A 21097-nucleotide genomic window follows, 5' to 3' on the forward strand; every position below is an offset into this window, starting at 1 on the left:
TCCCGATTGCGGATGCGCAAAATTGCCGCTCGAATAGGATGTCATAGCTGATACAGCGAATGGGCGGGATGAAAGGCACCAGGATGAAGTCCGGTCAATTCAGGATATACCGCTCTCGCCTTGCCGGCATCGAGGCAGTTCGGGCCGAAACCGGTCATAGCTTCCCCAAGCATACACATGAACAGTTCGGCATCGGGGTCATCGAGGCCGGCGCGCAGAGGTCGCTGAGCGGGCGAGGGATGGTGTATGCCCAGGCCGGCGACGTCATCAGCGTCAACCCGAATGAGGTGCATGACGGCATGCCGATCGGCAGAAGCCGCGCGTGGTCCATGCTCTATTTCGATCCCCGGCTGATCGGCGATCTGTTGCGCGATGTCGGTGAGGGCAGGTTCGGTGCGGTGGAATTTCCATCGCCCGTCATCCGCGACGGCGAGATGGCCGGGCATTTCAAAACCCTGTTTTCGCTTCTGATCGAGGATGCGGCTGAGAATGTCCTCCTGCGGGATGAACTGCTTCTGTCGCTTATTGCCGATGTGATGCGCGAGGGGGCAGGCGCCTTGCGCGAAGATGCCATTCCCGCTGATATCAAAAGGGCACGGGAATTGATCGATGACGATCCCGCCGCTCCATTGACCCTTGCCGAACTGGCAGAACTATGCGGGCTGAGCCACTTCCGTTTCCTGCGTGCCTTCAGCAAAGCGACAGGACTGACACCGCATGCCTACCTCATGCAGCGTCGCATTCACGAAGCGCGACGGCTGATTGCGGTGGGCACGTCCCTCGCGGAAGCAGCTTTTGCCAGCGGTTTTTCCGATCAGAGCCACATGACGAGGCTCTTCGTCCGCAATTTCGGTGTCTCGCCGGGCGCCTATGCTGCGGCTATCGGCTAAAGCTTCTGCAATTTTATTCAAGACGGAAAGATGGTGCCGAGGTTTTCTGCTGCGACAAGCAGAGACCTACAAGGAGGCGTGATGTTTTTCCGACATTCGAACGAGATCTGGAGTGAGTTCCCTGAGTTGGTTCCCGGTGTGTTATCTGCCGAAGGGATCACCTCGACTGCCAATGTCGAGGGTCGGATCGCAAAATATCATGCGATCGCTACAGAGCGGTTGGCGAGACGTCCGGAAAGTGAGATGGCTGAAATACAGGCGTGGCGGCGGGCTTTCTCCAAAATGGGATTGAAGCCGACGCAATATCGCTGCGCCTCCGAAGCTTTGCTTCGCCGCTTTCGCCAGGAAGGGTCGCTGCCACGACTGCACCCGCTTGTCGATCTCTGCAATGCGATCTCGATCGCTTTCGCGATTCCCGTCGCCGTTTTCGATCTTTCGAAAATCTCCGGCAATCTCGAAGTGCGGCATGCAAGCGGCAGCGAATCCTATTTGACCTTTTCCGGTGAGGTGGAGCATCCGGAGGCGAGGGAGGTGATCTTTGCCGATGCGGCTGGGCAGGCACATGCCCGCCGCTGGACCAATAGGCAGAGCGGCCTGTCCGCAATGCGTGACGACACACACTCGGTGCTTATCGTCGCGGAAGCGCTGCACGGTTCTGCGGCCAGCGATGTTCCCAAGCTGATCGATACGATCGCAGCGGAGCTAGCGGCGATATGGTCGATCGAGGTCAGGCAGGGTGTTCTCAACTCGTCTTCACCGCGATTTGATCTATCGTCCGCGATGAATTTGCAGCTGCAGCAAAAACAAGATTGACAGGGGGCGCATCGAGGCAGAGCAGGGAGGTGTAGAAAATTCGATTGTTGAGAAGCAAGTCTGCGAGCGCCCCTGCCGGCAGACGAAAAGGCCCATGGATACATTGCAGACTCTGGACCGGCCAAGCGTGCTCGGTCACCCCGGCTATCGTTCATTCGCTGCGTCGCGCGTCTTTTCTTCGATAGGCTTTCAGTCTGTCACGGTTGCCATGGGCTGGATGATCTACGATCAGACCCATAGCGCCTTTTTCCTCGGTCTCGTCGGCTTCTGCCAGTTTCTGCCCATGGTCATTCTGACCTTTGTCGTCGGGCATGTCGCCGATCGCTTCGACCGCCGCCGCATCGGCCTTGCCTGCCAGCTGATCGAGGCGCTAACCGCGCTGGTTCTTGCCATGGCCGTCTGGCAGCACTGGATAGGTCCCGCCGGCATTCTGGCTGCCGTTGCCGTCATGGGCGCAGCAACCGCCTTTGAACGTCCCACGATGGCAGCACTTTTACCGAATATCGTGCCGTCTTCGTTGCTGCAGGTTGCCATTGCCACCTCCACTTCGATGATGCAGACGGCCTTCATCATCGGGCCTTCGCTGGGCGGTCTGCTTTATGGCGTCAGCCCCGTTGCTCCGTTTGCCATGTCGGCCGTGCTTTATATCATCGCGAGCGTCAACGTCATTTCGATCCGGGTCGAGCGGGAGCAACCGGCATCGCGCGAGCCGGTGACGCTGAACTCCGTTTTTGCCGGCGTTTCCTTTATCGCAAGCCGCCCGGTTATGCTGGGAACGATATCGCTCGATCTCTTCGCCGTGCTGCTTGGCGGCGCGACGGCGCTGCTGCCGATGTTCGCGCGCGATATCCTGCATGCCGGACCTTGGGGGCTCGGCCTGTTGCGTGCCGCGCCGGCAATCGGCGCGCTCGCCATGTCCATCTGGCTCGCACGCCGGCCGCTGCAGAGCGATGTCGGCAAGAAGATGCTGTTTGCCGTGCTCATCTTTGGGGTCGCCACTATCGTCTTTTCACTCTCGAGCAACATCATCCTTTCGGTCGCGGCGCTCTTCGTCGTCGGTGCCTCGGATACCGTCAGCGTCGTCGTGCGCAGCTCGCTCGTGCAGCTCCTGACGCCTGATGCCATGCGTGGTCGGGTCAATGCCGTAAATTCGCTGTTCATCGGCACGTCCAATCAGCTCGGTGAATTCGAGTCCGGCATGCTTGCCACTGCACTTGGACCTGTCCTGACCGGCATCGTCGGCGGCGTCGGAACCATCGTCGTGGTGCTCTTCTGGATGCGCCTCTTTCCAGATCTGACCAGGGTGAAGACGCTCAGAGGTTAGCGGCGTCCATCCTTGGATTGCTTTTCCGCGAGATTGATTAACCCGACGTCCCGCAGCAGATGTTGGTTTTCCTCAGGCAGCATGTCTCGCTTTCGGCCACCTTCATTGTGCGAGCGTCGTTCCGCGGCGCCTTGCCAGATCAGGAGTCGGACGACCCATGCTCTCCAGCTGTTAATATGAAGGATGTTCATCTATCTGTGACCTCGAAGTGCTTGGTCAGTAGATAGGTGCGCCTAGAATAGAGCGATGTATAATGAATCCTCAGGCTACAAAGCATGAGGGATTTTCATGGGAAAGAGGCCGTTGCCACCGCTCTCGGTGCTTCAGACATTCTGCGCCATTGCCGAGACCGGTGGCTTCGGCAGTGCCGCGGAGCGGATAGGGCAGACGCAGACCGCCGTCAGCCATCAGCTTGCACAGCTGGAAGGATGGATCGGTGGGCGCTTGTTCGACCGAGGCCGAAATGGGGCGCGGCTGACGCCGTTGGGTGCGCGCCTGCACCCAGCAATCTCAGGCGTGATCGCGGAGCTGGAGGCGGCACTGTACCAAGCGCGCGCGAGTATTTCGGTTCGCAGCGTCGCGGTCTCCGTCTCGCCGGAGTTTTCCAGCCAGTGGCTGGCGGTGCGGCTGCCGGATTTTTGCCAGCGTCATCCGAACATCGAGGTGAAGCTGGCTGTCGGCTACCAGCGCCCGGATTTTCAGCCTCGAGGTACCGATCTCGCCATCTGGCTCGGCCGTGCCGACGCGGCTTTCACCCATGAAGAGCTACTGACGGACGAGGAGTTCGTCGTCAGTTCGCCGGAACTGTCCAAACGACTGCCGCCGCGCTGGGCCATAAGGGCTGCTCCGCTTCTGCGCTATTCCGGCATGCGGCATACGATTCTCGATTGGCAGCGCTGGCACGAGCAGGTGATTGGCGAGAGCGGCGGCGAGGACGGCGTGCGTTTCGATATCGCACGGGCTGTGGAGGAGGCGCCTCTCTTCGATTCCTTTGCCGAGATGCTGGAGGCTTGCCGACAGGGCCGCGGCTTTGCTCTCGTGCGAAGCTCGCTGGTGGCACGCGATCTCGCCGAGAAAAAGCTGGTGAGATGCTTTGTCGAGGTGCAGCCGGCTGCCGTCAGCTATAGCCTGGTCTATCCGCCGAACGCCTTGCTGAACCCGGCTGCGGCCCTGTTCCGCAACTGGCTGCTCGCGCAGGTTCGTTCGCCGGACTAGTGGGAGATGGTCTGTTAATCGCGCAGCCGAATGAGACCGGCCTCAGTGGGAGCAAAACCGAGCCCTCGATAAAAGCCGCTGAGATGCGGCTCGAAATCGACATGGAGCCATTCCGCGCCACGTTCGCTGGCCAGGGTTTTCGCCCGCTCGACGAGAGCGCTTGCTATGCCTCTGCGCCGCAATTCCGGATCGACACAGGTATCGAGAATAAAGGCATGAATGCCGCCGTCCCAGGCGACATTGACGAAGCCGACCAGTCTCGTGCCAGCGAATGCGCCGACATGGGCGAGATTTCGGGAAAGGATGGGCTGGAAGTCCCGTGGGTGGGGAGTGTTCCAGGCGGTCGCCCACAGGGCATTGAGCGCCTCGTTTCCCAGATCCGGATTATCCCTGTATTCTATAGCCATTGGCATTTCCCCCGCGTGTTACTTCGGCGCATTCATTCCGACCGCTCGGAAGCGTGCGGAATATATCTGCTGCCGATGTCGGATCCGGTTGTGGTCGATCGTCCTTTGAAGGTGAACATAGAACAGAGGAGGCTGAAATGTCCTATGTCGATGGTTTCATCGTCGCTGTGCCGAAAGACAAGATCGAGGCGTACAAGGTGCTGGCGCAAAGAGCCGGGGCGGTCTGGCGTGAATATGGCGCACTCAGCTACGTCGAGGCCATAGGCGACGATGTTCCCTATGGCGAACTCACCTCCTTTCCGCGTGCCGTTCAGGCAACGGAAGACGAGGTCGTGGTGTTTTCATGGATCACCTATGAATCACGGCAAAGCCGCGATTCGATATTGGCCAAGGTCATGGCCGATCCCCGGTTGAAGGATGAGATGGAAAACATGCCCTTTGACGGCAAGCGCATGATCTATGGCGGCTTCAAGGTCGCCATCGAGCTTTAGTCCGAGCAGAGGCCGGACTTGACATCCGGCCACTGCGCCCGACCTGATGCGCATCGCTATCGTCATGTTCGGGGATACCATGCCACAAACCGTTGTCACGCTCTCGACCCATGGTCAAGGGCTCTATGAATTCACCGATCAGGTGGCGAAATTCGTCCGCTCAGTAGCGGCAGGCGGTGAGGGGCTTCTGACTGTCTTCGTGCGCCACACCTCCTGTTCCCTTCTGGTTCAGGAAAATGCCGATCCCGATGTCAAGACCGATCTCAAGGCCTTCTTCAGCCGGCTCGTGCCGCCATCCTCAGATCCGTCGATGCGCTGGATCGTGCACACGATGGAGGGGCCGGACGATATGCCGGCGCATATCAAGGCTGCGCTGATGCAGGTCTCCATCGGGATTCCGGTGATGAACGGTCGGCTGGCGCTCGGCACCTGGCAGGGGATCTATCTTTTCGAGCATCGCGACCGACCACATCGCCGCGAGATCGTGCTGCATTTTTCTGGCTGAATAGCGCGCCTTCTCTCGTCAATAGATTGTTAACCGTCGTGAATACAATCTGAACGGCCAATTCGTGTTCGGTTCAGCTTGGCTGACCTAACGTGGCCCCAATCCCAAGGGCGTTCACCAATGAGCGACCAAGAAGGGGATTGCAACGATCCGCAGCAAGGATTTGAAGGAGAAACACCATGACCAATCTTTTCGCCAAGGCAGGTATTGCAGCTCTCATGGCATTCGGCGCCATGTCCGCCACCACCATGACGGCATCGGCCAACGACTTCCATCCTGGCATCCAGCAGGCTCGCTATGATCACCCGCGCGGCCGCATGTGCTCGCCCCGTCTCGCTGTTGAGAAAGCACGCGACATGGGCCTGCGCCGCGCCCGCATCGACAATATCACGCCGCGCCGCGTCGTGGTCGAAGGCTTCGGCCGCCGTGGCCCGGATCGCGTTGTGTTCGCTAATGCGCCGGGTTGCCCGTTGATCCGCCGCTGATTGCTGCGTACCGAGGTTTTCCACATCTATGTGATGAATTTGAAGCCGTCTCCAAAAGAGAGGCGGCTTTATTTTAGCTCTATGCTACTATCGGCCCTCTGGTTTCCCCTTAGCGTTCATTGTAGCTGAGTAATGGATGAATGGCTGATTCCGAGCTCATTCAGCATCTGCCTTTACCTCTCGGCACTCATTCAGCGCTAATCGCTGGCATGAGAGAGAGGCTTTCTGCTTCACGGAGAACACAATGAGACAAATGCTGGCAAAGTTGGGGGTCGCTGTCTGTGTCGCGGTGACTGCATTGTCGGGCACTGCGGATTTTGCCTCTGCACAAGGGGTGGATATTTATGTGAACCCGGGCCGCCATCGCCCGCCGCCGCCGGATTATGATCGTCCGCCGCCGCGTTTTGATCGGCGTGGCTGCGATCCCCGTCAGGCCGTGGATGTTGCACGCAGCTATGGTCTGCGCCGCGCCCGCGTCGTGGATGTGACGCCGCGCCGTGTCATCGTTGACGGCTTCGGTCGCCGCGGTCCGGATACGATGATGTTTGCCAACGTTCGCGGCTGCCCGCTTCTGGGCCGCTGACAAGCAAAACGGGCGCACAGAGCGCCCGTTTTTCGTTCTCTGACCTTTTCGCCTTTGGCGGGGGCCGCGGAACCGCCCTTTGCGCGATCCGATGGGATCTGAGCGAAGGGCGGTTTTGTTTTGTCTACGGCTGGATCGCGTAGGTGATGCTCACCGATGCGTTGTATTCGTTCTCGCCGGTTGCGACAGGGACGGCCTTGTCCATAGGTGCGGATGCAGCCATGGCGCGCATATAGGGCTGAGGCGGTGCAGCAACGACGCCGTCATGAATGGCGATGATACGGCCGAGTTTGACACCGGCGGCATCCGTCAGGGTCTTTGCCTTGGCGGCGGCATCGGCGACGGCCTTCTTTCGTGCGTCTTCGAGTACGGTATCCGGCTTGTCGTTGGTGAACTGGATATCGCCGCCCTGGTTGATGCCGAGCTTAACCGCCTGGTCAAGCAATCCGCCCAGCTTGGAGAGATCGCGCACGCGAACGGTCAGGCCGTTCGTTACCTGATAGCCGTTCAGAACCGGCGGCTGGTTGTGGCCGTCCTTGTCGTTCGGGTAGGTATATTGCGGCTGAATCGAAAAGCCGGAGGTCTGCAGGTCGCGTTCGGCAATGCCGCTTTCCTTCAGCGTTGCCAGCACGGCACCCATGGCCTTGTTGTTCTGATCGAGAGCGTCCTGCGCAGCCTTGGCCTGTTGAACGACCGACAGCGTCACCACAGCCATATCCGGCGCGATCGCCGCATGTCCCTCGCCGGTGACAGTGATGACGGCCTCGCGCGGCTTGCCATCTTCGGCAAAGGCAGCAGCCGCCGGCACGAAAAAAGTGGCGCTAACAAGAGCGGCAAGAGCAAAATCTCTGGTTTTCGTCAGAAGCATGGTTCGTTCCTTGGTTGATGATCCCTCAAGATGAGCTTTTGCGGATTCATTGTGAAGGTATTACGGCAGTCCCTTGTCGGAAAAGAGAAATTGGGTTAGAGCCAAGTCGGCTTCGGAGAACCATTGCTCCGGAATCGCAAGCGCAACGTCTTTTGCTGCGCCCGGGCCTGTAGCTCAATGGTTAGAGCCGGCGGCTCATAACCGCTTGGTTGGGGGTTCGAGTCCCTCCGGGCCCACCAGTCATTTTTTAACCAGTTCATTTGGTTTCATTTTCGGCAACATTCCCCTCACCAGATTCACATGGAGGGGCGAGTTCGTTCGCCAACTGTTCAGAAACGATGCTAGAAGCCTTCACTCCAAGGCGAGCTCTATCAGCCCCTTGGTGTAAACTTCTGCCTGCTTAGAGTTGGTCCAGCCGAATTGGCTCATCAGTTCGTAGGCAGTCGCCCCACCACTGGCGGCCATCGTTGCTGCCAACTTCCTTAGCCCGTGAGTTTTTTTCAATCCTCGCTTTTCTCGCGGCGTCCCAAAACCAATTACCAAATCCTGGAACAGAAAACGGCTTTCCATATTCCGTAACAAGAAAATGAAGATCGCCAGTCTTGGTGGCGTCGATGATGTCTACGTTCGATTTACCTCAGGGAGGGTTCCCAAGATCTACGGCTGGAAGGCTTCAGCGTTCAAAATCCTGCCTTTTTGAGACCTTCTCGATACAGGTCATTGTGCCATCGCTCCTTCACGGGGACGAGCGACAGCCATTCATCGACGTCGAAAGCAGGGTTGTTCTCGCGGACGCGACGAGCGAGTGCGCGGGCTTCATCCTGATTGCCGAGCATTGCCCAGCTCGCTGCGGCAAGCCCGTCCGCTTGCCTTGGGTCGATCATTCGGCCGATATAATCGAGTACGGTCTGGAATTGGTTCAGGGCATAATTCGCTCGGGCGGCGATCCAAAGATAGACATCCGGATTTATGGGATTGAGATCCATGGCCCGCTGGATTTTTTCGAGAGCCAGGCCGGGCCGGGAAGAGTGGACCAGCGTGTCAGCATGGTCGGCAATAATATCGGCGTTATGCGGACTGAGGGTCTCCGCTATTTCCAACGCTTCTACGCTGCTGTCGATAGAACCCAGAAAAAGCTTGGCGACGCCCAGCTCGCGATAGCCGTCGGACAAATCGTTGCGAACCGAGATGGCGCGTTCGGCAAAATCTTCGGCCGACTTCAGCAGTTGGTGCTCACGGCGCGGGGTTAACTGCCATTCCTTGGAATAGGTGCGGGCAAGGGAGCCGAGGGCCGGTACAAAATCGGCGCTATGGCGCAGCGCGGCTTTCAGCTCCTTGCGGGCGCGCGTCAGCTTGAGCAGGGAAGGGTGATCGAGATATTGCAGCCCGACAAGGTATCGATGATATGCGACGGGGCTTGGCTCAAAATATATGCGCGCCAATTCATGATGCTCGACCTTCGCGACGGAGATGCGCACGACCTCCTGCGAGATTTCGCGCTTGTAGCGCGCAAGATCCGGTTTAGCGAAGGAGAAGTGCTTCGCCCACAGAATCTTGCTGCCTGGCAATGAGATGAGCTGCGTAAAGAGCGTGGGATCTTCCCTCGGCCCGATTAATCGGCTCTCCAAGACGTAATTGATGTCGTATCGCTCGAAAAGCGTGGTTTGATCGCCGCTTTGGCGTCCGATCTGAGCAGCGGAGTAGGGGGCGATCACTCTCAGGCTATGCAGTGCGCTGAAACCAAGGGTGATATCTTCGATCAAGGAGGATGCGAGCATGGTTGCCACGTCATCGGTACTGCCGCCGGCGGGCGGCAGCAATGCGAGACGTGGAATGCGCGAGATCGTCCGCAAAGGGATATCCTGCTCGGATATGGCGGTCGAATGCGGCGCAGCGGCCGATATTGATGAGCGAGAGGATGCCCGAAGGAGCGCCGGCCATGATGAGGCGAGATCCTCGCGTTGCATAAATATGCGTTTGAGTTGTTCCAGGCCGCCCTCGGCATCGAAAGCCTTCAATAATATACGATGCGTTGCAATGTCCTGCGGCTCGGCTTCGAAAAGAAGGAGAGCCGCCTCCTTGATGGGCGCGACATCGCTGGTCGCTATCGGAAGCTTCACCGCCGCATCCAGTGTTTCCTTCAAGATCGCAAAGTGGCGCTTTCTTTCGCCCTCTCGCCAGTCGATGAAGGCTCTGGCCTGACAGTTAGCCCGCTCCATGAACTTTGATTGCAGGGCCTCGATCAAGCGAGCAAGGCTCTTTATCGGATCCTTGGACGTGTCTGCGCCGGCCGGGAAGATGTCGCTTTTGAGCGAGCCGGTCACCAGGTAAATATCCGTATCGTCAAAGGTCAGAAATTCGGTGTTCAATTCCGATTGTCGGCTCTTGATACGAGAGACCAGCTTGCGAAGATTTGTCAGCGAATTCGCCAAGTCGCCATCGCCCCAGAGAAATCTCGCCATATTTGTTCTGCTGACGGATTTTCTATCGCTCGCGAGCAAATAGGCAATAATCAGAAGTGCCTTCTTGGGGAACTTTATTTGATGTTCGTCGCCATCCAGAAGAGCGATTTCACCAAAAGTTCTGAGTAAAAATTTCATCGCGCCTTCTATATTGCTTCAGATATATAACCGCGGCCGCCTTTCGCGCTCCGTCTGGATAAACGGCGAAATGACAGTGGAATCGATTATATATTCCTGATGCAATGCACAAATATTTGCAAATGAACTATTCTCGAGCTTTAATTTCGAAAGTTATTGTTGCACAAAAGCTCAGTTTTCCGACATTCATTCGACGTCTGGCGAGCTCGTTTCCGATGCGGGTCCGTTAAGAAAACAGTCCTGATCGGCTAAATTCTATCTTCCCCGCAACTATTGGCGGTCGGAAAATTCATGACCAACGCAGTGTTAGAGAAGCTCCCGACCTCCAGATACTTCCCCCCACAGAAGTGGTAACTTCAATTAGAGTCAGGATTTTATTGCCCTTATCGGCCCATTCGCCAACAGAGCCTACGGCTTATACTTTGGTATAATGGCGGTGCACCATTGCCTGATTGACCGCTCTTCGCGGCTGTGACACTACGGCCATGTCTTCGCAACATCAGGCGAAGGCTTACGAAACCAACAGATCAAGAAACCAATGGATAGCTACCCTAGTCGCTGTCCGGTTGTGGCGTCATGCTGCATCCGGACGGTCATCGCAACAACCTGGACCGCTGCCGGCATTCGCCGGACGAGCGTCGGTCGGGCTTAGCCTGTCCGGCTCGCCCTTCGGATCTGCCGTTAGGCGGGCCGATGAGGTGAGCCATGAACAACATCGTTTTTTTCCGCGGACGCAGGTTCGCAACCAAGTTTTCCGCCCCGAACGCTTTTGCCGTTTTGACCGGCAGCCGTCCGGCCGAACGTTCCGTATCGCCACAGCGTCCGCGGCTGATCGCCATTTGGCACATCAATTCCCATACCGGGAAGCTTGAGTGCTTTTGGACGACGGAAAGCGGGCCTTTCCTTGATGAGGATGGCAGCCGTCGCGCGGCTTAAACCGTTCCTTCTGAAAGAAGTACCCGTGGCGTCGCTATGCGGCGCCTACGTCGCACCCTGGCTAAAAATTCCTGTTTTCAAAGGGTTATCACATGGTTTTCCTTGCTAACGATCGACGCGGGCGTAGTGCCGTCGCTGCGTTGGCGGGTGCGCGTATCCTGCCGAATGGCTATGATCTCGCCGCATTCGCTTTCATTGCCGCTGCCGCCTATCTCGCACTTCATGGTATAGCCGAGATGCGCGCGCCGCTGGCTGGCCTGTCCACGGTACCGCTGTCGCTCGACCCGGCCTATCTGCCCGAATACGCCCTGCGCACGACTTTGCGGATGATGGCGGCCATCATCGCCTCCCTCATTTTCACCTTCGTCGTCGCGACGCTTGCCGCAAAGAGCCGCCGCGCCGAGAAGATCATCATTCCGGCCCTCGACATTCTGCAATCGGTGCCGGTGCTCGGCTTCTTGACCTTCACGGTGACCTTCTTCATGGGGCTTTTCCCCGGAAGTCAGCTCGGTGCGGAATGTGCGTCGATCTTCGCGATCTTCACCAGCCAGGCATGGAATATGGCTTTCTCCTTCTATCAGTCGCTGCGGACGGTTCCGCGCGATCTCGATGAGGTCAGCCGTGGATTTCGCCTGTCGAGCTGGCAACGTTTCTGGCGGCTGGAGGCTCCCTTTGCGGCGCCCGGTCTCGTCTGGAACACGATGATGTCGATGTCCGGCGGCTGGTTCTTCGTAGTTGCATCCGAAGCGATCACGGTGGGTAACACCACCGTGCAGCTTCCAGGTCTGGGTTCGTGGCTGGCGGTTGCGATCGACAAGCAGGATTTCACCGCCGTAGGCTGGGCTGTGCTCGCCATGGCAGTTGTCATCCTTCTTTACGATCAGCTGCTTTTTCGCCCGATTGTCGCGTGGGCAGACAAGTTCCGCTTCGAGCAGACGGCCGGGCAGCAGAAGCCGCGCTCCTGGGTCTATTCGCTGATCCGCCGCACGCGACTCCTGAAATACGTGACCACGCCTTTGGCAGCTGCATGGGGTCGGCTGATGCTCCTGCGGTTGCCACCGACGTCGCGAGCCGTCGCAAGAGAGCGCGGCGGGCAGCGAGCCGTCAGCTGGGCTATCGACATCGCCTGGTATGCGCTGATCGCCGTCATTGGTGCCTGGAGTATCGGGGATGCGGTTTCCTATCTCAGCCGGACGCTCTCCTTGGCTGATGTCTGGATTGCTTTTGCCGGTGGGTTCGTGACGCTCATTCGCGTTGTCGTTCTCATTGCAGTCGCCAGCGTCATCTGGGTTCCGATCGGCGTCTGGATCGGCTTGCGTCCAGCTGTTGCCGAGCGCGTCCAACCTCTGGCGCAGTTCCTGGCGGCCTTTCCGGCCAACGTACTCTTTCCCGTTGCAGTGGTTGCGATCGTTGCGACGGGCGCCAGTCCGAACATCTGGCTGTCGCCGCTGATGGTCCTCGGCACGCAATGGTACATCCTGTTCAACGTGATCGCCGGCGCGAGTGCATTCCCTACCGATCTGCGGGAGGTATCCTCGGTTTACCGGCTGCGCTCGTGGACCTGGTGGCGGCGAGTGATGTTGCCGGGGATATTCCCTTACTACGTCACGGGAGCGCTGACCGCTTCCGGCGGTTCCTGGAACGCCAGCATCGTCGCTGAACTGGCGAGCTGGGGCAACACGAAACTCGAAGCCTTCGGACTTGGATCATACATCGCGAGGGCGACTGAGGCGGGCGATTTTCCGCGTGTCATCCTTGGTATCGTCGTCATGTCGATCTTCGTGACGCTCTTCAACAGAACGCTCTGGCGGCCACTCTACGTCTTCGCCGAACGCCGCATGCGCCTCGATTAATTCAAGATCGGAGAACCGAATATGGAAAACGCTGTCATCTCCAGGAAGCTCGATATTGTAAAAAATGCACCGCTGGTTCTCGCCAAGCAGGTGTGCCAGGCTTACGACAAGGGGGCGTCCGGCTCGCTCGTCGTGCTCGAGAATGTCGATCTGCAGCTTTATCCCAATGAAATCGTTGGGCTGCTCGGCCGTTCCGGTTCTGGCAAATCAACGCTGCTGCGTGCAATCGCCGGCCTGATCCGCCCGAGCAAAGGGGACATCACCTTCCAAGGCAGGCCGGTTGTCGGCCCCAACTCCGATGTTGCCGTGGTCTTCCAGAGCTTTGCGCTCTTTCCCTGGCTGACCGTCCTCCAAAACGTCGAGCTTGGCTTGGAGGCGCAAGGTGTTGCTTCTTCTGAGAGGCGCAAGCGTGCGCTCGCTGCAATCGATCTCATCGGCCTAGACGGTTTCGAAAGCGCCTATCCGAAGGAGCTGTCGGGCGGCATGCGCCAGCGCGTCGGCCTTGCGCGTGCGCTCGTCGTCCGGCCGAAGGTATTGCTGATGGATGAACCCTTTTCTGCGCTCGACGTACTGACGGCAGAAACGCTTCGCACGGATCTGCTTGATCTGTGGTGCGAGGGCCGCATGCCGATCGAGTCGGTTCTCATGGTGACACACAATATCGAAGAAGCGGTGCTGATGTGCGACCGTATCCTGATCTTCGGGTCGAATCCCGGCCGCGTGATTGCGGAGATCCATGTGGATTTGCCGCAGCCGCGCAATCGTCTCGATCCGGCCTTCCGCATGCTCGTCGAAGACATCTACGCGCGGATGACGGTAAAGACCCATGCGCCGTCGCGCGAAGGCCTTTTCCCCGGCACGGGTATTGCCATGGCGCTCCCGCGCGTGTCGACCAACCTCATGTCCGGTCTCATCGAAACGGTCGCCGCCGAACCGTATCGCGGGCAGGCCGACCTGCCGCCGCTGGCGGCCCATCTGCATCTCGATATCGATGATCTCTTTCCGGTCGCCGAAACGCTTCAACTCCTGCGTTTTGCCGATCTGGAAGGGGGCGACATTAAGTTGACGGCGCCGGGCTTGCGCTTCTTCGACAGCGACGTCGATGAACGCAAGAGACTCTTCGAACAGCACCTGGCGACCTATGTGCCGCTGGCTGCACATATTCGCCGTGTGCTCGACGAGCGGCCGACTCACCGCGCACCTGCACGGCGCTTCCGCGATGAGCTGGAGGATCACATGTCCGAGGATTATGCCGACACCACCATCAAGGCCGTCACGAACTGGGCTCGCTACGCAGAATACTTCGCCTATGACGAAAACGCCGATCTGTTCACGCTGGAAAACCCGAGTTGAAACCCCGCTGGAACGAACGCGAGAGGGCGCCGCCGGTTGAGGCGGCGATCAGCTCATGGCATTCCAGGATTTGACAGGCCGCCTAGCCAAGACTTAGCGCATCAGATCCGGCGGGTCGCCAGCTTTCTCGGCACCGGAGAACGCGGTTGTTGTTTTGATGCTTCGGTTCGGGCAGTTTGCAGCTTCCGCACGCAATCTTGCGGAAGCCGTGATGCAGGGATGCCAGGGATGAGGCGCGAGTTTTTGAAATACCTCTTCGAGATGCCCTTGCTTTGGCTCGGCATTGCTGTTCTTGCCGCTCTCATTTTTATCGGCGATACGATCACCGATCTGGAGATCGCCTTTGCCGTTTTGTATGTATCCGTCATCTTGCTGGCGGTCTATTCGGGGCGGACAGGCGCTATCGCGATAGTCGGGATTGCATGTGCTGCTTTGACTGTCATCAGCTATTTCCTGACGCGTCACGGCGCTTCGCAGGCAGGCCTGATCAACAGTACACTTAGCCTAGTCGCGATCGGCGCGACCACTTATCTGGCGATCAGGATCGAAATGCTTGATGCAAGGGCGAGGCAGGCGCAATCCGAGCTTGCACGCATGTCACGTCTCATGATCGTCGGTGAGTTGGGCACATCGATAGCCCACGAAGTCAGCCAGCCGATCACCGCAATTGCCGCTAACGGCAATGCCGCGCTTCGATGGCTGTCCGCAACACCGGCCGATCACGACGAAGCCCGCCGCGCTATCGAGCGAATTGTCGCGGATGCCGGGCGAGCAGGCGATGTCATCGGTCGTGTTCGCGGGCTCGTGGCGCGCTCGTCGCCCTCTAGCGACGCGATCGATCTCGTCGAGGCTATCAATGATGTACTGGAACTCGTTCGCAGCGAGATTCGACGGAATAAAATCCTGTTCCGCTCGGAATTGGCGAGCGATCTACCATTGATGGCCGGCGACCGGGTCCAGCTGCAGCAGGTGATCCTCAATCTCGTCATGAATGCGATCGAAGCTCTGGCGGAGGTCGATGAGGAAACGCGCGAGATGCTCGTCAGCGCTGCCGCGGACGAACGGAAGGTGACCGTCAGCGTGCGCGATACCGGCAGCGGCATCCCGGCCGAAAGGCTCGACAGGATATTCGATGCCTTCTACACGACCAAGCCGAAGGGCATGGGGATGGGGCTTGCCATCAGCCGATCCATTATCGAGGCGCATGGCGGGACCATCTATGCCGCGCCGAATTTTCCACGCGGAGCCGTCTTCGGTTTCACCTTGCCGCTGAGCGGAAAGGCAAAGGGGTAGGGCATGCAAGGACGGCAGCCGACCGTTTACGTGATCGACGACGATCCATCCGTGCGCGATGGGCTGGACAGCCTATTACGCTCCGTCGGCTACGATACGCGTGCCTTTGCATCGCCGCGGAATTTCCTGGCTTCTTCTCGGTCTGAGGGGCCAGCCTGCATCGTGCTCGATGTCAGGATGCCGGATGCGAGCGGCCTTGATTTTCAGGATCAGCTTGCGCGTATGGGATATGCAATCCCGATCATTTTTCTCACCGGGCACGGCGACGTGCCGATGTCCGTCAGGGCGATGAAAGCGGGGGCGGTGGAGTTTCTCTTGAAGCCGTTCCGTGAGCAGGATCTCCTCGATGCAATCAGGCAAGCGCTCGAAATCGATCGCATCCGGCTGCGCAAGCAGGCGGCGGAAGTCGATCTTCATGAGCGATTTTCGACACTCACGCCACGTGAACGCGAGGTGATGGCGCTCGTCGCACGAGGTCTCCTCAACAAGCAGATCGCTGCCGAGATCGGCCTCAGCGAAATCACCGTCAAGGTTCATCGAGGTCAGGCGATGCGCAAGATGCGCGCCGACTCCGTCGCCGACCTCATTCGGATGGCGGATAATCTCGGCCTCACGAACGATAAAGCCCGAGATACGACGCCCGGGCTCCGTTAGTCTTGCAGCGCTCGTCCCCAGTCGCGAGGATCTCATGGCTTACGAATGCGGTGTTGCCACGCGGATTAGTTCAATCCCGCGGAATCGTTGGCGTTCCCTGGTGAAAAATCATCTGCCATCGCCCATCGATACGCTGCCAAATCGAACTCCGTAAAGTATGCCGCTCCGGACCGCTCTCTCCGGCCTGCCGGACGCTTCTGTAGGTGACGAGGACAGCATCTGGTGAGATCGATCGAAAGGCATAGTCGCGGGAAATAATGGGAGGGGCGGCTTCTTCCGTCTTTTCTGCGGCCAGACCGGCGATCAGGTCATCCCTATCGTCGTAGACCGTACCGGAACTGCCAAATTCAACGAAGCCTTTGGCCAGCAATTCCGCCACGACTGCCGGCGACCGTCGTATTTCCGGGAGATGTAGCTTCTGCTCCAGCAGGCGGATCTCTTCAAGCTCGTCCTGGGGAACGTTCATTGTTTCAGCGACCTCCGGTGAATATCGATGTTTGTATGTCGCGGACCTCAGTATGTCCCGAGTGCTTCCAGTTTTCTCTCCCGCTCGAACTTGTGGTTTTGATCATAGTCAGCTTCTCTAGATTGCTCCAACGCAGAGACGAAGAGTTCGGCGGCGTGACGACCCGCCTGTGTTCTGTCGTCTTCGATGACCGTTGCTATCCGCCGGAATAATTCGGACTCGAAGCTGCCTGCATTGTTCGAGGCATTCGGCCGTGACAGTCTTGCACCACCATCCAGTCTGATTGCCGACACATAGAACTCGTCCTCGTAATCGGCTCCTGCCGAGGTCAGCTCAGCACGCCCGTATAACAGCAACCCGGTTTCCCAACGATCGCATAGGCGGATACTAAGCTCATCAAACGAATACTCGCAGGAGAATTCTGAAGCGTACATCATCATTCTCCCACCCTGGTGATCGACGATAGTTCGGCAACGCCGGCGCCCCTCACGGCATCTGCCGGTATGATTATGAAAGCATTCGGCTGTCTCGGCATGAATGACATTCTCCTTCGATGGCCTTGCGGCTTTTCCAATCGTTGCAATTGGCCTGTCCGGTTTCGCTGACTTCCGGCGAGGTCCTGCTCTTGCCCGGACTCATTCCATTCAGGGCCAACGGCTCTTCTCGGTAAAGTTGCCATTCAACATGATATATGTCAACATAATTTATGTTTATAGCGCGACTCAAATAGAAAATTGGTTTTATTTGCGTGCGATATGACCGCAGATCCGGCCGATGATCGTCAAGCGGTCCAATTCGACGGTAAAAGTTTCCAGTGCCGGATTGTCGGAGATGATTTTGACTTCGCTTGGCCGGCTAAAGGGAACTCGCTGCAAGCGCTTGATCTGCGGCTCCGTATAACCGTCGCTGATCGCATAGACCGTATCGGTGGTCATTTGGTTCTGTGAGAGATCGACGATGACGCGATCGCCGGGCATGTAGGTCGGCTGCATGGAATCGCCGACGACTTCCATGATGATCGTGTGGCTCGGGGAAGCCTTGGCCTCGTTTCGCAGATAGCCGGTGGGGATAAGCCATTCTGCGACGATCTTATGCCCGGCGACATTGCCTGAGCCGACGGGGAGGTTGATGACTTCGCCGACGACGCCGCTACCGGCGCCGAGCTTGACGTCCACTTCCGGTGTTGCGCCTTCGATCTGCGGCTTCCAGTGTTCCCGGCTATAGCTGAGCTCTTCGCCGCTCTCGGCAAATCCATCGTGATCCTGCTCGTCGGGATCGAAGGACATGACAATGTTTGGCGCCGGACGTGCGGTTTTGCGCAGACCTTCGCCAGTGAGAAGATAAGCCGCGGTCGTGCCGAATTTCTTGGCATAGCGATTGGCGACTTCGGCGCTGAATTCGTTCTGACCGTTTTCATGCGCGCGATAGGTGGACAAGCTCACGCCCAGCGCTTCTGCCGCCTTCGTGGCTGATGGATAATTTGCGGCTTCGCGCGCCGCTCTTAGTCGTTCGCCCATGGATTTCTGCATCTTTTGACCCTTGCAAAATTTCCGCCATAAATCATGTTGACAACATCATTATTATCGACATAATTTGTGTTTATCAAGGTGCCCGTGGCGCAAAACGCTATTTGGCGGGTGAGCGGCCCGGCGCAGTACGCGACGGACAATGTTTTGGAGGTGAAGTTATGATCATAGGCAATGGGAACAGGAGGACAGTGTCGCAGGCTGGATATTTCGATCGCTTTTGGGGGTGCCCCGGATGCTTCCGAATTCTATCGATCGCGGAGATCATCGAGCTGCATTGTGAGAGTTGTGATGTAGCCGTCGCGCCTGCGGAAATGACGAAGATCAGGTCTTTTTCCGAAGCAGCTGGTCACGAGGCGCTGCCATGATCGAAATGCTTCAGGGTCTTCTCGCCTGTATCGGCGCGGCGTTGTTTTTTGTCGCTATGGTGATCGCGATAAAGTCGGTCACTTGGAAATCGCCAATGAGATCCCTTGAAGATGAGGACTTCGGTGCTCCGGAGGGAGACCAAATTCATTTCCGCATTGCCGAAGACCCCACGCTTGCGCCCAAAGAGCCGGCACGGCCGGCGGAACTGCGCAGGCGGTAGGCGGGCACCCAAACCTCAAAACCCAATCGAAAACTCTAGAGATAGACCTGGCCAAGCGAGCCGGGGGAGGTTGCTATGAACGAATTTCAAATCGGAACAGAAGCCGTTGCCGGCGGCCATCTCGGCTGGATTCGCAAGGTTCACCGAGCGACAAATGAGGTCCTGCGGGATAGGAGAGGTGAACCGATCGTCTTTGCGACGCAAGATGCTGCCAAGGCTGCAGCCGGCGAGGCGATGGTTGCTTATCTCAACACGCCGATGCTCCGAGATGGGGCGAGGGTGGAAGCGATTTCTAAGGCGGAGGCCTTCTTCAAACCCAAATCGGCCAGCGCTACCGCCACGATTGGAAGCGCTTAGTGAGCTGCCCATGGATGGAAGAGGCAACAAATTCGCCGACGAAAGGAGTTGAACTGTCATGACCAAAGGCAGGCTGGATCTTATTCTCGATGGGCTCGGTATCAAGCTGGTTCCCGTCCATCGGCGCCGCGCACCGGCGGAGAGCCACGCGCGCGGTACGATGCAGGAAATCCGGGGCCGCTACGGGGACGGTCATCTGGTCTTTGTTCTGCGATGCATCCGACAAACCGGGAGCAATCGTGATGAACTCTGGTCGGACACGATCGGCGCCATATCCGATGTCCTGGCGCAGCGCCAGGATTGGGCGCTGCAGCGTCCAGGTGATCTCTTGGGTGCCTTCGATGATATAGCGCTTGCCACATTGCGCACGGATGCAGTGGCGCGGCGGCCGTGGCCCGTTCGGGCGACATTGCGAACGCTGATTTATCAGGAATTGGAGAAACGACTTGATGCACCGGTCCGCCTTGCAGTTTGACGATCTGTCCCGTCGCGCGGCTGAGATTGCCGACCTGAGCCTGATCGTCCGTGCACGTTTCGTCGAAGCTGCCGATACGATGGTTCATCTCGACGTGCGCGGCATCCGGCCCGACAGGATGCGGACACTTTGGCCGGAGGTTTTGCCCGAACCGATGGATCACGCCGATATCCGCATTCGCTATCGGCCGAGTGCTGCAGCCATCAGTCGGGCAGAGGAGGTTTTGCTGGAATGGCTCCGGGTTCACGTCCAGGATGAGGAGCGGCGCATTCTGCTTTCGCGATGGTCCATTTGTCTTGCCGCGCCCTATATTGCTGGTTCGTTTCGGGATTTTTGCGCGCGGACCGGGCGCGTACGGCGCACGGCCGAACGGCGTATTCACAGCAAGTTCCAGAAGTTGGCCGATGTACTTCTCGCTGCCTCACCGATGCTTCAGGAACCGGATTGGTCGCGCATATCGCCAATGATGCCGAATGCGCCTGGCGGTCTCGACCGGGCAAGGCCGAAGGCACTCAAACATGAAACACATTGGCTGCCGGACGATGCGCGGCCAGTTTTCGACGCGGCAAGCCCGGAACTTGCCGAACTGGCCAAGCGACTGGAACGCGGGAATCGTAGGCGCGCCAAGATGAAAGTCTGAGCCGTCGCACTGATGCGGTCCGAACCCGCGATCATTGTGATGCACCAATATCTCCGATTGGTGACTTTGTTCAATCAAGCGCAAAAACGCCGGCGGGGCGAGTCTTTGCAGTGATCTCGCCAAAATCTGGGACCGTGTATTCTGCCAAGAGCCGGAGACGCGATGTCGGCAGATGAACTCGCCAGGGATCACCGATCAGAATCATGATTTCCCGAGCCAGGCAGCGGTCCAGAAATGCGATGACGCTCTCCGCAAGCGCTGCCTCATAGAAAAGATCCCCGACGCATATGACGTCGACGTCAGGCGGTTCGCTTTTCGTCAGGTCGGCGAGTACCGTATCGATCGTCACATCATTGAGCGCGGCATTGAGCTCGATAGCTGCGATTGCATAGGGATCAATGTCGGCGCCATATACCTTCGCTGCGCCTGCCTTTGCAGCGGCAACCCCGACAATTCCCGAGCCGGCGCCCAGATCTAATACGCGGCGACCAGCCACACTTTCCGGCCTATCAAGAAGATAACGGGCGAGAGCCAGACCTCCTCCCCAGTAATGCGCCCAGTACGGTGAGCCGAATTGCGAATCTTGTTCTGCGAGGTGTCGCAGCCCGCTTTGTGGATCTGCTTTATGCAGGCAAATATCGGGGATACCTGGAACATGCATGACCGGGAGATTGGCGGCGATGAACCGCCGAAGCCAATCCTGGCTCATGGGATCATCCGAACTGCTGTTTCGTCTTGCCGAGATTCCTGTCGGCCGGCCTTTGCGCATCTTGA

Annotated in this window: 25 protein-coding genes and 1 tRNA gene; 18 read left to right on the top strand and 8 right to left on the bottom strand. The window is 58.1% G+C overall.

Features of this window, described 5'->3' with window-relative positions; all coding sequences use genetic code 11:
- Positions 1-83: 83 nt before the first annotated feature.
- From FHT73_RS02035 to FHT73_RS02050, 4 genes are all read left to right on the top strand, one after another.
- Complete coding sequence (locus tag FHT73_RS02035) at positions 84-890, top strand: AraC family transcriptional regulator (protein WP_183710134.1); 807 nt, start codon at positions 84-86, stop codon at positions 888-890.
- Between the two features lie 81 nt (positions 891-971).
- Entirely contained in the window at positions 972-1703 is a 732-nt protein-coding gene (locus FHT73_RS02040) for a phenylalanine--tRNA ligase beta subunit-related protein (RefSeq protein WP_183709540.1), read from the top strand.
- A gap of 94 nt (positions 1704-1797) precedes the next feature.
- Positions 1798-3027 (top strand): MFS transporter, encoded by a 1230-nt coding sequence (locus FHT73_RS02045; RefSeq protein ID WP_112605051.1) that lies wholly within the window; start codon positions 1798-1800, stop codon positions 3025-3027.
- A gap of 288 nt (positions 3028-3315) precedes the next feature.
- Positions 3316-4242, top strand: coding sequence for a LysR substrate-binding domain-containing protein (locus FHT73_RS02050; RefSeq protein WP_183709542.1), 927 nt, complete (start codon positions 3316-3318; stop codon positions 4240-4242).
- Between the two features lie 14 nt (positions 4243-4256).
- Here FHT73_RS02050 and FHT73_RS02055 read toward each other — a convergent pair whose 3' ends face one another.
- Positions 4257-4655, bottom strand: coding sequence for a GNAT family N-acetyltransferase (locus FHT73_RS02055; protein ID WP_112605060.1), 399 nt, complete (start codon positions 4653-4655; stop codon positions 4257-4259).
- A gap of 131 nt (positions 4656-4786) precedes the next feature.
- Between FHT73_RS02055 and FHT73_RS02060 the strand changes: the two genes are divergently transcribed.
- The 4 genes from FHT73_RS02060 to FHT73_RS02075 all read left to right on the top strand — a co-directional run bounded on the left by FHT73_RS02060 (position 4787) and on the right by FHT73_RS02075 (position 6713).
- The gene (locus FHT73_RS02060) at positions 4787-5140 is read left to right on the top strand and encodes a DUF1428 family protein (RefSeq protein WP_112605063.1); all 354 of its coding nucleotides are present in this window, start codon (positions 4787-4789) and stop codon (positions 5138-5140) included.
- Between the two features lie 79 nt (positions 5141-5219).
- Positions 5220-5645, top strand: a complete 426-nt coding sequence (locus tag FHT73_RS02065) for a secondary thiamine-phosphate synthase enzyme YjbQ (RefSeq protein WP_112605643.1) — start codon at positions 5220-5222, stop codon at positions 5643-5645.
- A 179-nt stretch (positions 5646-5824) separates the two neighbouring features.
- Positions 5825-6130 (top strand): hypothetical protein, encoded by a 306-nt coding sequence (locus tag FHT73_RS02070; RefSeq protein ID WP_112411637.1) that lies wholly within the window; start codon positions 5825-5827, stop codon positions 6128-6130.
- A 244-nt stretch (positions 6131-6374) separates the two neighbouring features.
- On the top strand, positions 6375-6713 hold the full coding sequence (locus FHT73_RS02075; protein ID WP_112334374.1) for a hypothetical protein: 339 nt from the start codon (positions 6375-6377) through the stop codon (positions 6711-6713).
- A 124-nt stretch (positions 6714-6837) separates the two neighbouring features.
- Here the strand turns inward: FHT73_RS02075 and FHT73_RS02080 are convergent, their stop codons facing one another.
- Positions 6838-7581, bottom strand: coding sequence for an SIMPL domain-containing protein (locus tag FHT73_RS02080; protein ID WP_112605066.1), 744 nt, complete (start codon positions 7579-7581; stop codon positions 6838-6840).
- Between the two features lie 163 nt (positions 7582-7744).
- On the opposite strand from FHT73_RS02080, the gene FHT73_RS02085 reads away from it, so the two are divergent.
- Positions 7745-7820, top strand: a tRNA-Ile gene (locus tag FHT73_RS02085).
- Between the two features lie 112 nt (positions 7821-7932).
- On the opposite strand, the gene FHT73_RS02090 is transcribed toward FHT73_RS02085, so the two are convergent.
- Positions 7933-8151, bottom strand: a complete 219-nt coding sequence (locus tag FHT73_RS02090) for a hypothetical protein (protein WP_183709544.1) — start codon at positions 8149-8151, stop codon at positions 7933-7935.
- Positions 8152-8261: 110 nt separating this feature from the next.
- Positions 8262-9368, bottom strand: a complete 1107-nt coding sequence (locus tag FHT73_RS02095) for a hypothetical protein (RefSeq protein ID WP_183709546.1) — start codon at positions 9366-9368, stop codon at positions 8262-8264.
- A 441-nt stretch (positions 9369-9809) separates the two neighbouring features.
- On the opposite strand from FHT73_RS02095, the gene FHT73_RS02100 reads away from it, so the two are divergent.
- The 5 genes from FHT73_RS02100 (at position 9810) to FHT73_RS02120 (ending at position 16270) form a co-directional block, all read left to right on the top strand.
- Positions 9810-10172 (top strand): hypothetical protein, encoded by a 363-nt coding sequence (locus FHT73_RS02100; RefSeq protein WP_183709548.1) that lies wholly within the window; start codon positions 9810-9812, stop codon positions 10170-10172.
- Positions 10173-11209: 1037 nt separating this feature from the next.
- Complete coding sequence (locus FHT73_RS02105; protein ID WP_183709550.1) at positions 11210-12970, top strand: ABC transporter permease subunit; 1761 nt, start codon at positions 11210-11212, stop codon at positions 12968-12970.
- Positions 12971-12991: 21 nt separating this feature from the next.
- Positions 12992-14323 (top strand): nitrate/sulfonate/bicarbonate ABC transporter ATP-binding protein, encoded by a 1332-nt coding sequence (locus tag FHT73_RS02110; RefSeq protein ID WP_183709552.1) that lies wholly within the window; start codon positions 12992-12994, stop codon positions 14321-14323.
- 228 nt (positions 14324-14551) lie between these two features.
- Entirely contained in the window at positions 14552-15616 is a 1065-nt protein-coding gene (locus tag FHT73_RS02115; RefSeq protein WP_183709553.1) for an ATP-binding protein, read from the top strand.
- 3 nt (positions 15617-15619) lie between these two features.
- On the top strand, positions 15620-16270 hold the full coding sequence (locus tag FHT73_RS02120) for a response regulator transcription factor (protein WP_183709554.1): 651 nt from the start codon (positions 15620-15622) through the stop codon (positions 16268-16270).
- Positions 16271-16340: 70 nt separating this feature from the next.
- Here FHT73_RS02120 and FHT73_RS02125 read toward each other — a convergent pair whose 3' ends face one another.
- From FHT73_RS02125 to FHT73_RS02135, 3 genes are all read right to left on the bottom strand, one after another.
- The gene (locus FHT73_RS02125) at positions 16341-16736 is read right to left on the bottom strand and encodes a DUF4440 domain-containing protein (RefSeq protein ID WP_183709555.1); all 396 of its coding nucleotides are present in this window, start codon (positions 16734-16736) and stop codon (positions 16341-16343) included.
- Positions 16737-16783: 47 nt separating this feature from the next.
- Positions 16784-17170, bottom strand: coding sequence for a hypothetical protein (locus FHT73_RS02130; protein ID WP_246698838.1), 387 nt, complete (start codon positions 17168-17170; stop codon positions 16784-16786).
- A gap of 306 nt (positions 17171-17476) precedes the next feature.
- Positions 17477-18265, bottom strand: coding sequence for a LexA family transcriptional regulator (locus tag FHT73_RS02135; RefSeq protein ID WP_183709557.1), 789 nt, complete (start codon positions 18263-18265; stop codon positions 17477-17479).
- A 361-nt stretch (positions 18266-18626) separates the two neighbouring features.
- Between FHT73_RS02135 and FHT73_RS02140 the strand changes: the two genes are divergently transcribed.
- The 4 genes from FHT73_RS02140 (at position 18627) to FHT73_RS02155 (ending at position 20323) form a co-directional block, all read left to right on the top strand.
- A complete protein-coding gene (locus FHT73_RS02140) occupies positions 18627-18851 on the top strand; it encodes a hypothetical protein (protein ID WP_112605090.1) in 225 nt (74 codons plus the stop codon).
- A gap of 75 nt (positions 18852-18926) precedes the next feature.
- Entirely contained in the window at positions 18927-19208 is a 282-nt protein-coding gene (locus FHT73_RS02145) for a hypothetical protein (RefSeq protein WP_112399018.1), read from the top strand.
- Positions 19209-19266: 58 nt separating this feature from the next.
- Positions 19267-19683, top strand: a complete 417-nt coding sequence (locus FHT73_RS02150; protein WP_112334391.1) for a hypothetical protein — start codon at positions 19267-19269, stop codon at positions 19681-19683.
- Positions 19658-20323, top strand: coding sequence for a DUF6362 family protein (locus tag FHT73_RS02155; RefSeq protein ID WP_112605095.1), 666 nt, complete (start codon positions 19658-19660; stop codon positions 20321-20323). The genes FHT73_RS02150 and FHT73_RS02155 overlap by 26 nt, the downstream gene beginning before the upstream one ends.
- A gap of 70 nt (positions 20324-20393) precedes the next feature.
- On the opposite strand, the gene FHT73_RS02160 is transcribed toward FHT73_RS02155, so the two are convergent.
- Positions 20394-21032 (bottom strand): 50S ribosomal protein L11 methyltransferase, encoded by a 639-nt coding sequence (locus FHT73_RS02160; RefSeq protein ID WP_183709558.1) that lies wholly within the window; start codon positions 21030-21032, stop codon positions 20394-20396.
- Positions 21033-21097: the final 65 nt, after the last annotated feature.

Origin of the sequence: Rhizobium sp. BK098 (assembly GCF_014193155.1) — a bacterium.
GTDB lineage: Bacteria > Pseudomonadota > Alphaproteobacteria > Rhizobiales > Rhizobiaceae > Rhizobium.

Coding starts and splice junctions, on each gene's coding strand:
- FHT73_RS02035 (WP_183710134.1), top strand. CDS start 84: ATGAAGTCCGGTCAATTCAGGATATACCGCTCTCGCCTTGCCGGCATC.
- FHT73_RS02125 (WP_183709555.1), bottom strand. CDS start 16,736: ATGAACGTTCCCCAGGACGAGCTTGAAGAGATCCGCCTGCTGGAGCAG.
- FHT73_RS02150 (WP_112334391.1), top strand. CDS start 19,267: ATGACCAAAGGCAGGCTGGATCTTATTCTCGATGGGCTCGGTATCAAG.
- FHT73_RS02075 (WP_112334374.1), top strand. CDS start 6,375: ATGAGACAAATGCTGGCAAAGTTGGGGGTCGCTGTCTGTGTCGCGGTG.
- FHT73_RS02160 (WP_183709558.1), bottom strand. CDS start 21,032: ATGAGCCAGGATTGGCTTCGGCGGTTCATCGCCGCCAATCTCCCGGTC.
- FHT73_RS02110 (WP_183709552.1), top strand. CDS start 12,992: ATGGAAAACGCTGTCATCTCCAGGAAGCTCGATATTGTAAAAAATGCA.
- FHT73_RS02130 (WP_246698838.1), bottom strand. CDS start 17,170: ATGTACGCTTCAGAATTCTCCTGCGAGTATTCGTTTGATGAGCTTAGT.
- FHT73_RS02050 (WP_183709542.1), top strand. CDS start 3,316: ATGGGAAAGAGGCCGTTGCCACCGCTCTCGGTGCTTCAGACATTCTGC.
- FHT73_RS02115 (WP_183709553.1), top strand. CDS start 14,552: ATGAGGCGCGAGTTTTTGAAATACCTCTTCGAGATGCCCTTGCTTTGG.
- FHT73_RS02145 (WP_112399018.1), top strand. CDS start 18,927: ATGAACGAATTTCAAATCGGAACAGAAGCCGTTGCCGGCGGCCATCTC.
- FHT73_RS02135 (WP_183709557.1), bottom strand. CDS start 18,265: ATGCAGAAATCCATGGGCGAACGACTAAGAGCGGCGCGCGAAGCCGCA.
- FHT73_RS02045 (WP_112605051.1), top strand. CDS start 1,798: ATGGATACATTGCAGACTCTGGACCGGCCAAGCGTGCTCGGTCACCCC.
- FHT73_RS02105 (WP_183709550.1), top strand. CDS start 11,210: ATGGTTTTCCTTGCTAACGATCGACGCGGGCGTAGTGCCGTCGCTGCG.
- FHT73_RS02065 (WP_112605643.1), top strand. CDS start 5,220: ATGCCACAAACCGTTGTCACGCTCTCGACCCATGGTCAAGGGCTCTAT.
- FHT73_RS02155 (WP_112605095.1), top strand. CDS start 19,658: ATGCACCGGTCCGCCTTGCAGTTTGACGATCTGTCCCGTCGCGCGGCT.
- FHT73_RS02055 (WP_112605060.1), bottom strand. CDS start 4,655: ATGCCAATGGCTATAGAATACAGGGATAATCCGGATCTGGGAAACGAG.
- FHT73_RS02040 (WP_183709540.1), top strand. CDS start 972: ATGTTTTTCCGACATTCGAACGAGATCTGGAGTGAGTTCCCTGAGTTG.
- FHT73_RS02090 (WP_183709544.1), bottom strand. CDS start 8,151: ATGGAAAGCCGTTTTCTGTTCCAGGATTTGGTAATTGGTTTTGGGACG.
- FHT73_RS02080 (WP_112605066.1), bottom strand. CDS start 7,581: ATGCTTCTGACGAAAACCAGAGATTTTGCTCTTGCCGCTCTTGTTAGC.
- FHT73_RS02120 (WP_183709554.1), top strand. CDS start 15,620: ATGCAAGGACGGCAGCCGACCGTTTACGTGATCGACGACGATCCATCC.
- FHT73_RS02140 (WP_112605090.1), top strand. CDS start 18,627: ATGATCGAAATGCTTCAGGGTCTTCTCGCCTGTATCGGCGCGGCGTTG.
- FHT73_RS02060 (WP_112605063.1), top strand. CDS start 4,787: ATGTCCTATGTCGATGGTTTCATCGTCGCTGTGCCGAAAGACAAGATC.
- FHT73_RS02070 (WP_112411637.1), top strand. CDS start 5,825: ATGACCAATCTTTTCGCCAAGGCAGGTATTGCAGCTCTCATGGCATTC.